16 protein-coding genes are annotated in these 12,500 nt (G+C 68.6%); all 16 read left to right on the top strand.

Annotation, left to right across the window (positions count from 1 at the left end):
• Window positions 1-21: 21 nt before the first annotated feature.
• The 16 genes from folE to ACZ6DL_RS14240 all read left to right on the top strand — a co-directional run bounded on the left by folE (window position 22) and on the right by ACZ6DL_RS14240 (window position 12,453).
• A complete protein-coding gene (gene folE, locus ACZ6DL_RS14315; protein ID WP_357043799.1) occupies window positions 22-633 on the top strand; it encodes a GTP cyclohydrolase I FolE in 612 nt (203 codons plus the stop codon).
• 143 nt (window positions 634-776) lie between these two features.
• Complete coding sequence (folP, locus tag ACZ6DL_RS14310) at window positions 777-1,634, top strand: dihydropteroate synthase (protein WP_466051317.1); 858 nt, start codon at window positions 777-779, stop codon at window positions 1,632-1,634.
• Window positions 1,631-2,068, top strand: a complete 438-nt coding sequence (gene folB / locus ACZ6DL_RS14305; protein ID WP_466051192.1) for a dihydroneopterin aldolase — start codon at window positions 1,631-1,633, stop codon at window positions 2,066-2,068. Before folP ends, folB begins: the two co-directional genes overlap by 4 nt.
• A 58-nt stretch (window positions 2,069-2,126) precedes the next feature.
• Window positions 2,127-2,663: a 2-amino-4-hydroxy-6-hydroxymethyldihydropteridine diphosphokinase gene (gene folK, locus ACZ6DL_RS14300; RefSeq protein ID WP_466051190.1), complete on the top strand. Its 537-nt coding sequence runs from the start codon at window positions 2,127-2,129 to the stop codon at window positions 2,661-2,663.
• Between the two features lie 2 nt (window positions 2,664-2,665).
• A complete protein-coding gene (locus ACZ6DL_RS14295) occupies window positions 2,666-3,136 on the top strand; it encodes a DUF3180 domain-containing protein (RefSeq protein ID WP_466051315.1) in 471 nt (156 codons plus the stop codon).
• A 69-nt stretch (window positions 3,137-3,205) separates the two neighbouring features.
• Complete coding sequence (locus ACZ6DL_RS14290) at window positions 3,206-4,153, top strand: DUF6779 domain-containing protein (protein WP_466051188.1); 948 nt, start codon at window positions 3,206-3,208, stop codon at window positions 4,151-4,153.
• A gap of 140 nt (window positions 4,154-4,293) precedes the next feature.
• On the top strand, window positions 4,294-5,238 hold the full coding sequence (locus ACZ6DL_RS14285) for a Rossmann-like and DUF2520 domain-containing protein (protein WP_466051186.1): 945 nt from the start codon (window positions 4,294-4,296) through the stop codon (window positions 5,236-5,238).
• Complete coding sequence (gene panC / locus ACZ6DL_RS14280) at window positions 5,238-6,218, top strand: pantoate--beta-alanine ligase (protein ID WP_466051184.1); 981 nt, start codon at window positions 5,238-5,240, stop codon at window positions 6,216-6,218. Before ACZ6DL_RS14285 ends, panC begins: the two co-directional genes overlap by 1 nt.
• A gap of 14 nt (window positions 6,219-6,232) precedes the next feature.
• Window positions 6,233-6,652 carry an aspartate 1-decarboxylase gene (gene panD, locus ACZ6DL_RS14275; RefSeq protein WP_040773236.1) on the top strand — a complete coding sequence of 140 codons (420 nt, stop codon included), beginning with the start codon at window positions 6,233-6,235 and terminating at the stop codon, window positions 6,650-6,652.
• A gap of 17 nt (window positions 6,653-6,669) precedes the next feature.
• A complete protein-coding gene (locus ACZ6DL_RS14270) occupies window positions 6,670-7,467 on the top strand; it encodes a type III pantothenate kinase (protein ID WP_466051182.1) in 798 nt (265 codons plus the stop codon).
• A 181-nt stretch (window positions 7,468-7,648) separates the two neighbouring features.
• Window positions 7,649-8,257 carry a cysteine dioxygenase gene (locus tag ACZ6DL_RS14265; protein WP_466051180.1) on the top strand — a complete coding sequence of 203 codons (609 nt, stop codon included), beginning with the start codon at window positions 7,649-7,651 and terminating at the stop codon, window positions 8,255-8,257.
• Between the two features lie 8 nt (window positions 8,258-8,265).
• On the top strand, window positions 8,266-8,688 hold the full coding sequence (locus tag ACZ6DL_RS14260; protein ID WP_393234659.1) for a rhodanese-like domain-containing protein: 423 nt from the start codon (window positions 8,266-8,268) through the stop codon (window positions 8,686-8,688).
• 260 nt (window positions 8,689-8,948) lie between these two features.
• Window positions 8,949-10,448 carry a lysine--tRNA ligase gene (lysS, locus tag ACZ6DL_RS14255; protein WP_466051178.1) on the top strand — a complete coding sequence of 500 codons (1,500 nt, stop codon included), beginning with the start codon at window positions 8,949-8,951 and terminating at the stop codon, window positions 10,446-10,448.
• A 115-nt stretch (window positions 10,449-10,563) separates the two neighbouring features.
• Window positions 10,564-10,923, top strand: coding sequence for a histone-like nucleoid-structuring protein Lsr2 (locus ACZ6DL_RS14250; RefSeq protein WP_159924577.1), 360 nt, complete (start codon window positions 10,564-10,566; stop codon window positions 10,921-10,923).
• A 228-nt stretch (window positions 10,924-11,151) separates the two neighbouring features.
• On the top strand, window positions 11,152-11,751 hold the full coding sequence (locus ACZ6DL_RS14245) for an FHA domain-containing protein (RefSeq protein WP_051020193.1): 600 nt from the start codon (window positions 11,152-11,154) through the stop codon (window positions 11,749-11,751).
• A 132-nt stretch (window positions 11,752-11,883) separates the two neighbouring features.
• Entirely contained in the window at window positions 11,884-12,453 is a 570-nt protein-coding gene (locus ACZ6DL_RS14240; RefSeq protein WP_466051176.1) for an anthrone oxygenase family protein, read from the top strand.
• The last annotated feature ends 47 nt before the right edge of the window (window positions 12,454-12,500 follow it).

Here is a 12,500-nt window from a genome sequence, read left to right as displayed (position 1 = left end):
GCTGAACACAACGGTGTCGACATCGGCGTGACGGAGCCCGGCCCCGTCGCATTGGAAACGGGCAGATCATTCGATCAGGCGCGGGCCGAAGCCGCGGTACGGGAATTGCTGCTCGCCGTCGGCGAGGACCCGGATCGGCCCGGCCTGCTCGAGACGCCCGCCCGGGTCGCGCGCGCCTACCGGGAGACCTTCGCCGGGCTCTACGTGGAACCGGATTCGGTGCTCAACACCACGTTCGACGAGGGTCATCAGGAACTCGTGCTGGTCAGGGACATCCCGATGTACTCCACCTGCGAGCACCATCTCGTGTCCTTCCACGGCGTCGCCCACGTCGGCTACATCCCCGGCCCGCACGGCCGGGTCACCGGCTTGTCCAAACTCGCCCGGCTGGTCGACCTGTACGCCAAGCGCCCGCAAGTGCAGGAGCGGCTGACCAGCCAGATCGCCGACGCGGTGATGCGCAAGCTGGACCCGCGCGGTGCGATCGTGGTGATCGAGGCCGAGCACCTGTGCATGGCGATGCGCGGCATCCGCAAGCCGGGTGCGAGTACGACCACCTCCGCCGTGCGCGGACTGCTGCAGTCCAACGCCGCCTCGCGCGCCGAGGCGCTCGATCTGATCCTCCGGAAGTGAGCGGTCCCGCGGTGTCCGAACCGAGCGGCGCGCAGCGCGCGGCGACTGGTGCGACCAGGCAGGACACCGCCACGGCGCGGTCGGAAACGGGATCGACCGTTCCGGTGCGCGGGTTCGCCCGCGCCGGACGCTCCTGCGTCGTGATGGGCGTGGTGAATGTCACCAGCGATTCGTTCTCCGACGGAGGCCGGTACCTCGATCCCGAATTGGCCATCGCCCACGGTGTACGGCTGCACGCCGCGGGCGCGGACATCATCGACGTCGGCGGTGAGTCGACCAGGCCGGGCGCGGTCCGCATCGACGCGGCGACCGAGGCCGCGCGGGTGGCCCCGGTCATCCGCGGCCTGGTCGCGGCGGGCATACCGACCAGCGTGGACACCATGCGCGCGGCCGTGGCCGCTGCGGCGCTCGAAGCCGGGGTGTCGGTGGTGAACGACGTCTCCGGCGGCCGCGCCGACGCCGACATGGTGCGGGTGGTCGCGTCCGCGCGGGTCCCGTGGATTCTCATGCACTGGCGGGCGGGCGCCGACTACCGGCACACCGGACCGGCGGACCACTACGGCGACGTGGTCGCGGAGGTGCTCGCCGAACTCACCGCGCAGGTGGACTTGGCCGTGGCCGCGGGCGTCGACCCCTCCCGGCTGATCCTCGACCCCGGTCTGGGCTTCGCGAAGAACGCCGAGCACAACTGGGCGCTGCTCGGGGCGCTGCCCGAATTGGTCGCGCACGGGCTGCCGGTCCTGATCGGCGCGTCGCGCAAGCGTTTTCTCGGTTCGCTGCTCGCCGACGAGGCGGGTCTGCGCCCGCCGGACGGCCGGGAGACGGCCACCGCGACCATCTCGGCGCTGGCCGCGCTGCACGGCGCGTGGGGCGTGCGGGTGCACGACGTGCGCGCCTCGCTGGACGCCATCACGGTCACCGACGCGTGGCAGAATGCCGCACAGCAGCGCGCCGCACAGCACGACACCGCCCGACCCAGTGCGCAAGGAGCTCGACGATGAGCCGGTCCCCCGTCCACGCCGAACACGAGGCACCGCCGCGTGATCCGGTGATCCGGCGCGGCGCCGACCGCATCGAATTGCGCGGCCTGCGCGCCTACGGGCATCACGGCGTGTTCGAGCACGAGCGCCGCGACGGTCAGGAATTCCTGGTCGATCTGACGGTGTGGGTGGATTTCGCGGTGGCCGCCGCGTCCGACGATCTGGCCGCCACCGTGGACTACGGCGCGCTGGCCGAGCGTGCGGTGCGCATCGTCCAGGGTGAGCCGCGCGATCTCATCGAAACGGTGGTGTCGGAGATCGCCGACGACGTGATGACCGATCCGCGGATCAGGTCGGTCGAGGTGGTGCTGCACAAACCGTCCGCGCCGATCCCGCACACCTTCGCCGATGTGCGGGTGGTCACCTCCCGGCACCGGGGGGAGCCCGCCGAATGAGCGAGCTACCTTGCGGCACGGCCACTTTCACCGTGCCGGGTGCCTGGGAGGCACGCCGATGACCCGTGCCGTGCTGTCCATCGGTTCGAATCTGGGCGACCGGCTCGCGCATCTGCGCAGCGTCCTCGACGGGTTCGGACACCGCGTGCTGGCCGCTTCGGCGGTGTACTCCACGGCGCCCTGGGGTGGTGTCCCGCAGGTGGACTATCTCAATGCCGCTGTGCTGGTGGAGGATCCGGCCTTCAGCTGCGCGGACTGGCTGCGTCGCGGCCAGGAGCTGGAGCAGGCAGCGGGGCGAATTCGCGAGGTGCGCTGGGGCGCACGCACACTCGACGTGGACGTGGTGTGGTGCGCCGAGCTGCGCGACGGGCAGCCGGTCGCGTGCCGCAGCGCCGACCCGGATCTGCTGCTGCCGCACCCGCAGGCGCACCGGCGCGCTTTCGTGCTGGTGCCGTGGCTGGACGTGGCGCCGGACGCGGTGCTGGAGGTCGACGGCGCGCCGCATCCGGTGGCGGATCTGCTGGCGCGGCTCGATCCGGCCGAGCGCGCCGGGGTGCGCCGCACCGAGTTCTCGCTGACGGGCGAGGCGTCGTGAAACTGAAGCCGACCCGCATCCTCGATGTCGTGGCGAACGTGCTGATCGCCGCGCTCGTCGCGTGGATCGCCACCCGCGTGGCCTACGACAGCTTCCCGCCGATCTCGATCTTCGCGGGCGCCTCGCTGTACCCGGTGGCCGCGATCGAAGCGGTGCTCGCTTTCGTCATCCGGGCGCGGGTCAACGACCACGAGATCGGCGACGGCCGCCACCAGTTGCATCCGATCACCGCGGCCCGCGCCGTCGCGTTGGCCAAGGCGTCGGCGCAGGTGGGTTCGATCGCCGCGGGCATCTGGCTCGGTTTCCTGTGCTGGGTCCTCCCGCAGCGCGGCACGCTGCGCGCGGCCGCCGCCGACAGCCCCGGTGCGATCGTCGGGATGCTGGCGGGCGTCGCTTTGGTTGCTGCGGCCCTGTGGCTGGAGTACTGCTGCCGGGCGCCGGAGGATCCAACCGACGATGCGGCAACTACATAGCTAGTGTCCCGAATCGAATCACAAAACGGAATCTGGGCTCTGCACGACCTATTGGCTACCCTGGCTGGCATGGTTTCACCCTCCCGTAGCAGCACTTCCCGTCGACAGCGGGAGGACGCGGGAAAATTATTCGTCGGTGTCTTGATCTTGCTCGGTCTGGTTGCCAGCGTTTTCCTGATCTTCAGTAACAGTGTCGAGTTCGTACGGGTAGGTCTGGTCGCGGCGCTGTGGGCCGCGGCAATCGGCGCTCTGGCTGCGACGAAGTACCGCAAAGAGGCGACGATCGACAAGGCGAAGGTCCGCGATCTGCAGACCGTCTACGAGTTGCAGCTGGAGCGGGAGGTCACCGCGCGGCGCGAGTACGAACTCGGCGTCGAGGCGCGGGTCCGCGAGGAAGTGGGCGCCGACGCGGCCGAACTCGCGGCCTTACGGGCCGAGCTCACGGTGCTGCGGCAGAGCCTGCAGCGGCTGTTCGACGGCGATCTGCCGACGGATCGCCCGGCATTGCGCGCCGACGCGACCCGGATCCAGGAGCTGACCAGCTCCGGGACCGAGTCCGGGAACAATAGCTCCGCGAATGCCGGGATGTGGTCGGTCTTCGCCGACCAGCAACCGCGTAGCAGCATGACGCCGATCTTCGAGCCCGACCATCCCGAGCCGCCGGTCTTCGCCAGCCCCTTCGACGATCCGGTCACCGCCGAGACCGCGGTCGTCTCCGTCGACGACGATGCCGAGCAGGCCGACGCGGAGCGGGCACACCACGCCGGGCCGCACGGCTGGGCGGATGCCTTCACCGAGACCGCGGACGAGCCGCGCGACGAGCCGCCCACCCGCCCCGCTACCCGCCCGCAGCCGACCGAGGAACCGCCCGCACGGCCCTCGTCCGCGCCCGCCATGGGTACGCCCAGCGCGCGCAGGCGGCGCAGGGCCGAGAGCGACGACGCGACGCCGTCGCGCCGTCTCTCGGTCGCGGAGATCATGGCCAACCTGCAATCCGAGGAGCGTGAACGCCGGTGACGCGTGCCGGGCCGCATCCCGGCACTGCGGCCTAGATCACGCGGGCACCCCGTGGCGGCGGCGAACCGCCTGCCGATATTCTCTTGGCGTACCGTCCGGTACCCGCATGGCGGGACTGGAACGACATCGAGAGGACAACGTTGACCTCGAGAAGCGTGAATTCCGACAACGCTGCTTCGGGCTACGACCCCGCGCCCGCACGCCTGACGGTGGGAATCGTCTCGGCGGGACGCGTGGGCTCGGCATTGGGCGCCGCGCTCGAGCGGGCCGGACACGTCGTGTTCGGCGTCTGCGCGATCTCCGACGCCTCGGTGCGCCGTGCCAGGACCCGGCTGCCCGATTCGGAGATCCTGCCGGTCGAGCAGGTGGCCGCCCGCAGTGAGCTGCTGCTGCTCGCCGTGCCCGACACCGAGCTCCCCGGCCTGGTCCGCGGCCTGGCAGGCGCCGGAGTGGTTCGGCCGGGCACCATCGTGGCGCACACCTCCGGCGCGAACGGCGTCGGCGTGCTCGCCCCCCTGGCCGAGGTCGGCGCCCTTCCGCTGGCCATCCACCCGGCGATGACCTTCACCGGTCACGACGAGGACGTGGCCCGGCTGGGCAACGCGTGCTTCGGTATCACCGCGGCCGACGAGGTCGGCTTTGCCATCGCGCAGTCGCTGGTGATCGAAATGGGCGGCGAGCCGGTTCGCGTACCGGAGCAGCACCGGCCGCTGTACCACGCCGCGCTCGCGCACGGCAGCAATCACCTGGTCACGGTGATCGTGGACGCGGTGGCCGCGTTGCGCGCCGCCCTGGCCGGCCCCGGCCTGATCGGACAGCAACTGGTCGACGAGCAGCCCAACGGCCTGGCCGAGCGTCTGCTCGCCCCGCTGGCATCGGCGGCGCTGGACAACGCGTTGCGCCGCGGCCAGTCCGCGCTGACCGGCCCGGTCGCCCGCGGCGACGCCGACGCGGTGGCCGCGCACCTGGAGGCGCTGGCGTCGGTCGATTCCCGGCTGGCCGAGGCCTATCGCGCGCTGTCGCTGCGCACCGCTGAGCGGGCAGGCACCGCCCCCGCCGTAATCCAGCTGCTGGAAGGACGCTGATGTTCGACTCGAAATTGCGCGGTGCCTATCGGCCCGGGGTGCTGACCGTGCACCACGATCCCGCGGTACTCGGGGCGGTGTCCGCCGCCCTGCGCGGCGTCGGCCGCACCGTCGCGCTGGTGCCGACCATGGGCGCGCTGCACGAGGGGCACTTGGAGATCGTGCGGCTGGCCAAGCGGACCAACCAGGTCGTCATCGTGTCGATCTTCGTAAATCCCTTGCAGTTCGGGGCGAATGAAGACCTGGACAAATACCCGCGCACGCTGGACGCCGACGTCGAGCTGTTGCGCGCCGAGGGCGTCGAGCTGGTGTTCGCGCCGAGCGTGTCCGACATGTACCCGGACGGTCCGCGCACCACAGTGCACCCGGGTCCGCTCGGCGCGGAGCTGGAGGGGGCCAGCCGCCCGACCCATTTCGCGGGCATGCTCACCGTGGTCGCCAAACTGCTACAGATCGCGCGGCCGACCGAGGCGTTCTTCGGTGAGAAGGATTATCAGCAGCTCACCCTGATCCGGCAGCTGGTCCGCGACCTGAATTTCGACGTGAAGATCACCCCGGTGGTCACCGTCCGTGAGCCCGACGGCCTGGCCCTGTCCTCGCGCAACCGCTACCTCGACCCCGTGCAGCGCGAAGCGGCGCTGGCCCTGTCGGCCGCGCTGTCGGCGGGCAAACACGCGGGCGGCCTCGGCGGCGACGCGGTTCTCGCGGCCGCCCGCCGAGTGCTCGACGCCGCGACCGGCGTGGACGTCGACTACCTGGAGCTGCGTTCGGCCACCCTGGGGCCCGCTCCGGCCACCGGCAACGCCAGGCTGCTGGTCGCGGCCCGCGTCGGCGCGACCCGGCTGATCGACAACATCGCCGTCACGCTCGGCGCTCCGATCGACGGCCACCCCACCGTCGCCGGTTCGCGGCCCGCCGCGACCTCCTCCCAGCCTGTCGCGGCGGTGTCAGACCCCGCCGTCCTCCCTCCCGCGAACTAGAAAGGTTCGACGCAATGCTGCGCACCATGATGAAGTCGAAGATCCACCGTGCCACCGTGACGCACGCCGACTTGCACTACGTCGGCTCGGTCACCGTGGACCAGGACCTGCTCGACGCCGCCGACCTGCTGGAAGGCGAACAGGTCTGCATCGTCGACATCGATAACGGCGCCCGCCTGGAGACCTACGTCATCGCCGGTGAGCGCGGTTCCGGGGTGATCGGGATCAACGGCGCCGCGGCTCACCTGGTGCACCCGGGCGACCTCGTCATCCTGATCGCCTACGGCCAGCTGAACGAGCAAGAGATCGCCGAGTACGACCCCAAGGTCGTGTTCGTCGACGAGCGCAACCGCCCGGTCGAACTCGGCTCGGACCCGGCGCACGCGCCGGAGGGCTCGGGCCTGACCTCGCCCCGCTCGCTGTCGTTCGTCTGAGGAGCGGCGACCAGGACATGCTGCTGACCATCGATGTCCGCAACACGAGTATCGAACTCGGCCTGTTCTCCGGATCCGGGGAGCATTCGAAACTGGTGCGGCACTGGCGAATGCACACCAATCCGTTGCTGACCGCCGACGAATTCGCCATGCAGGTGCGCGGGCTGGTCGGCGCGCAACTGGACGAGGTGATCGGCGTCTCAGCGCTTTCCACGGTGCCGCCCGTGCTGCGCGAGTTGCGCGGCATGCTCGGCCAATACTGGGGCCACGTTCCGCACGTGTTGGTGGAACCCGGTGTGCGCACGGGGATTCCGCTGCTGGTGGACAATCCGAAGGAAGTCGGCGCGGACCGCATCGTCAATTGCCTGGCCGCGTATCAGCGCTATTCCGCGCCCGCGATCGTCGTCGATTTCGGCACGGCGATCTGCGTGGACCTGGTGTCGAAGAAGGGCGAGTTCCTGGGCGGGATCATCGCGCCAGGTGTGGAGATCTCCACCGAGGCCCTGGTGGAACGCAGTGCGCTGCGGCGGGCGGAGTTGACCAGGCCACGTTCGGTGCTGGGGAAGAACAGCATGGAATGCATGCAGTCCGGCGCGGTATTCGGTTTCGCCGGGCTGGTGGACGGCCTGATAGATCGCATTCGCGACGAGTTCGACGCGTTCGCCGGTGACGACGTCGCCGTGGTGGCGACCGGGGCGAGCGCACCGCTGATCGTCCCGGAATCCGAAACGATCGACGACCACGATCCGCACCTCACGCTGACCGGTCTGCGACTCGTATACGAACGCAATCAGCGGCGCAAGGGAAGTGTCTGATATGCGCGGTGTCGGATTTGTCGCAGGCCGGGCACTTGTCGACACCGCGCTGTCTGCTGTTAGACTCCCTCTCGTGACCTTCTACGCGAGCACCCAGGAGTGTTGTCGAGGCTGACGTGCCTCGACCGATCGAGGCTGAGTTCCCGCCCTCGACCGTTACCTTCCTCCTGGGGATTCGCTCATGCGTTCTTCTGTCCTTTCCCTTTCTTCCGCGCGTACCGCGCTGTCGGCTACCCCGCCGGTAGAACGCTCGGTGGCGCCCGCCCTGCCCACCCGGCTGCGCCCGGCCGATCTGCTGCGTCTGACCGACGAGGGCGCCGAAGACGTGCTGGCCGGGCGATACGACCATTTGCTTCCCGCCGGGGGGAAATGGCCGGAAAACGAGCGCTGGGCGACCAGGCTGCTCACCGACGACGAGGTCGACGTCTGGCTGATCAGCTGGACGCCGGGTAAGTCGACCGAGCTGCACGACCACGCCGGATCGCTCGGCGCGCTCACCGTGCTCAGCGGCGCGCTCACCGAATATCGTTGGAACGGAACGGAACTGCGTCGTCGCATACTCGCGGCGGGTGATCAGGCCTCGTTCCCGATCGGCTGGGTGCACGACGTGATGCGGGCGCAGGCCGCCGCGCCGGGCGCCGTCGATTCCGCCGGTCCGCTCGATCCCACGCTGAGCGTGCACGCCTATTCCCCGCCGCTCACCGCCATGTCGTATTACGAGGTGACCGGGCACGGCACCCTGCGGCGCACCCGAACCGTCCTCACCGACCAGCCCGAAGGTGATATGTGATGACCCGTTTGACCATCGATCAGATGTTGGAGAACGCACGGGCCCGCCTCGACCGGATCTACGCCTTCGAATTGCCGGAAGCCGTCGAGCGTGGCGCCATTCTGGTGGATATCCGGCCGCAGGCGCAACGCGGACGTGAGGGCACCTTGCCCGGCGCGCTGGTGATCGAGCGCAATGTCCTGGAATGGCGGCTGGACCCCACCAGTTCCGCCCGCCTGGCGCTGGCCGCCGATCACGACGTGGAATGGATCGTCGTCTGCTCCGAGGGATATACCTCCAGCCTGGCCGCAGCCGCGCTGCAGCAACTCGGGCTGCACCGGGCGACCGATCTGGTGGGCGGCTATCAGGCGTTGAAGGCGGCCGGTCTGTTGCACGTCGCCGTCGGAGCGCCGCACTTCGCGCGCGAGGCCGAAGCGCTCGCCTCGCTGTAATTCCCGCCGACACTTCCATCTCGAAATAGCCGGGCGCTCAGGTAGTTTCGCACACCACATGATGCGCACCGGCTATTTCGCGTCTGTACGACGCCGGTGCGGACGTCCCGGACGGGGCCTCGCATCGATACCGTTTCGTTACTCCGGGCCGGAGTCCGGGCGGCCCGCATAACGATTTCCGATGCACGCTAGGGTTGTTCGATGTGAGCACCCCGAACTCTGCATCTTCCAGCGCATCGACATCGGAATCGCGGCCTGCCGTGTCGCCGGCCGCCGACGATGCACCGGAGCAGATACGGATTCGCCGGGAGAAGCGGGAGCGGCTGCTCGCGGACGGTGGCGAGGCCTATCCCGTCGTCGTGCCGCGTACGCATACCCTGGCCGAAATTCGGGCCGCATATCCGGACCTCGCCGCGGACACGGCCACCGGGCTACAGGTGGGCGTCGCCGGGCGCGTCATATTCCTGCGTAATACCGGCAAGTTGTGTTTCGCGACACTGCAGGAGGGCGACGGTACCAAGCTGCAGGCGATGATCAGCCTGAACGGGGTCGGTACGGATGCCCTCGCCGCCTGGAAGGCCGACGTGGATCTCGGTGACTTCGTTTTCGTGCACGGTGAGGTCATCTCGTCGCGGACCGGGGAACTGAGCGTCATGGCCGATTCCTGGTTCATGGCGGCGAAGGCCCTGCGGCCGCTGCCGGTGGCGCACAAGGAGATGAACGAGGAATCACGGGTACGGCAGCGTTATGTCGACCTGATCGTGCGTCCAGAGGCCAGGGAAATGGCCCGTACCCGCATCGCCGTGGTGCGCGCGCTGCGCAACGCGCTGGAGCGCAGGGGCTTCCTGGAGGTGGAGACGCCGATGCTGCAGACGCTGCACGGCGGCGCCGCGGCCAGGCCGTTCGTCACCCATTCCAACGCCCTCGACATGGACCTGTTCCTGCGCATCGCGCCCGAGTTGTTCCTGAAGCGCTGCGTGGTCGGCGGCTTGGAGCGGGTCTTCGAGATCAACCGCAACTTCCGGAACGAGGGCGCGGACTCCACGCATTCCCCCGAGTTCGCGATGCTGGAGACATACCAGGCATACGGCACGTATGACGACTCGGCGGTGATGATCCGGGAATTGGTGCAGGAAGTGGCGCAGGAGGCGTTCGGCACGCAGGTGGTGACCCTGGCCGACGGCACCGAATACGATCTCCGCGGCGAGTGGGCCGTCGTCGAGATGTACCCTTCGCTGTCGGATGCGCTGGGTGTGCCGGTGACTCCAGAAACATCGGTCGCCGAATTGCGCGCACTCGCGGATCGGGTCGGTCTGGAAATTCCGGAGGGCAAGGGCTACGGCCACGGGAAACTCGTCGAGGAACTCTGGGAACACCAGTATGGCGACAAGCTGTACGCGCCGACTTTCGTGCGCGACTTCCCGGTGGAGACATCCCCGTTGACCAGGCAGCATCGTAGTGCGGCAGGGGTCACGGAGAAGTGGGATCTCTATGTGCGCGGCTTCGAGTTGGCCACGGGCTATTCGGAGTTGGTCGACCCGGTGATCCAGCGCGAGCGGTTCGTCGATCAGGCGCGGCTCGCCGCGCAGGGTGACGACGAGGCGATGGTGCTGGACGAGGACTTCCTCGCGGCGATGGAGCACGGCATGCCGCCGACGACCGGAACGGGTATGGGAATCGATCGGTTGTTGATGGCGCTCACGGGATTGGGAATCCGAGAAACGATACTGTTCCCAATTGTGCGTCCGGTCACCCGGTGACCACTGGATTGCAAAGCAGCGACTCCGTCTTGGAATTTCCGGAATTCGGGGTATTCTTGCCTCGGGTAATCGGCCTAGTATGCGGGTCGCACGATTTCGAGAGGACGTTCATCTCATGGCAAAGAAGGTCACCGTTAGCCTGATCGACGATGTCGACGGTGAGTCCATCGCGGACGAGACCATCGAGTTTGCGATCGACGGTGTGTCGTACGAGATCGACCTGTCGTCGGCAAATGCGGCGAAGCTGCGCGACGGTTTGGAGGAGTGGGTTTCGAATGCGCGCCGGGTGAGCGGCCGGCGCCGGGTCAAGGCAGCCGCGGCCGCCGCGGGCGCTCCGAAGAGCCGGGTCTCGATCGATCGGGAACAAAGCGCCGCAATTCGGGAGTGGGCGCGTCGGAATGGACACAAGGTGTCCGCACGGGGCCGCATCTCCGCCGACATCACCGACGCGTACAACAAGGCCGCGAAGGGATAGTTATTTTTCGGCCGCCGTCCCGGCGAATCGTGCGACGTCGGGGCGGCGGTCTTGTTTGTGATAGGGCTTCGATATGGCAACGAGACCGGATCACACGGTGGCCCGTCCCGGCGGATGAATCGATCTTGCTCGTGGTACCGGGACGCGGCACCATGGAAGCGTGCGACGGTCACTGGCGGTATGGAGAGGTGAGGTATCGGCGCAGTGACAGGATTCGTCGGATCATTCTTGCGGTTCACCGATGATGCCGGTCGGCAGCAGGAGTTCACGCTCACGCCAGATCGCGGACGCGTCACCATCGGCCGCTCCCCGCATGCCGATCTCGCCCTGAGCTGGGACGCCGAGGTCTCCCGGCTGCACGCCGCAGTCGAATACCTGGGTGCGCACTGGACCATCGTGGACGACGGCCTCTCCCGCAACGGCACCTTCGTCAACGGGGACCGGCTCGTCGGCCGCCGCAGGCTGATGGCGGGCGACGTCATCCGGGTCGGCACCTCGCGGGTGTCGTTTCACGACTTCGGCGGCGTCTCCGACGACATCACCCGTACCTCCACCGGCTCGATACCCACGGCGCGGTCGCTCACCGAGACGCAACGCTCGGTGCTGATCGCCCTGTGCAGGCCGTACAAGCACGGCGCGGGTTTCGCCACGCCCGCCTCCAATCAGCAGATCGCCGAGGAGTTGTTCCTCAGCGTCGACGCGATCAAGACGCACCTGCGCGCTCTGTTCGCCAAGTTCGGGGTGGAGGATCTGCCGCAGAACCAGAAGCGGGTGCGATTGGCGGGACTGGCCATGCAGAGTGGGCTCATTTCCGATCGGGACCTGTGAGACCTCCACCGTAGACGCTCGCTTAACGCATCGAGCTTCTCGGCCATGGAGAGTCCGGGCGGTAGCGGCTTGACTCGGAGGTACCCGGGCCGGAGCGACGACTCCGGCGGGTTTTCCGAGCAGGAGGAACTCATGACCGCCACACGTCTCGCCGCACTGGTGCTCGCCACGCTGGCGACGGGCCTGATCGCGGGCCTTTTCTACGCGTACGCCAATTCGGTGATGCCCGCGCTGGCCCGCGCCGACGATCGCGCCATGATCGACGTGATGCAGAAGATCAACGTGGTGATCATCAATCCGTGGTTCATGGTGGCGTTCCTCGGCACGGTGGGGTTCACCGTCCTGGCGGCGGCGCTGCACCTGGGCCGGGAGCACCGGAGCACGCTGATCTGGATCGTGCTCGCGCTGGTGCTCAACGTCGTCGCCTTCGGGGTCACCTCCGGGTTGAACGTCCCGCTCAACGACCAGCTGGCCGCCGCGGGCGACCCGGGCTCGATCGCCGACCTCGCCGCGGTGCGCGCCGATTTCGAAGCGGCCTGGGTTCGGTGGAACATCGCGCGCGGCGTCTTCCACACGCTGGCCTTCCTGGCGCTGTGCGGTGCGCTGTTCGTCGCGGGCGTCCAGCAGGGCAAAGCCTCCGCGGCGGCGCCGGGCCGGGCGGCGGCAGGCCAGTACGTCGCGCCCGCCTTCGGTCAGAGCTAGATTCCGCAACGACCCGCCGGAATCTCCTCCGTCTGGGCCACTTCGTG

The sequence above is a fragment of the Nocardia sp. NPDC041819 genome (assembly GCF_055590505.1).
The sequence above is the reverse complement of the archived record's forward strand: the minus strand, read 5'-3'. Positions and strand labels throughout refer to the sequence as shown.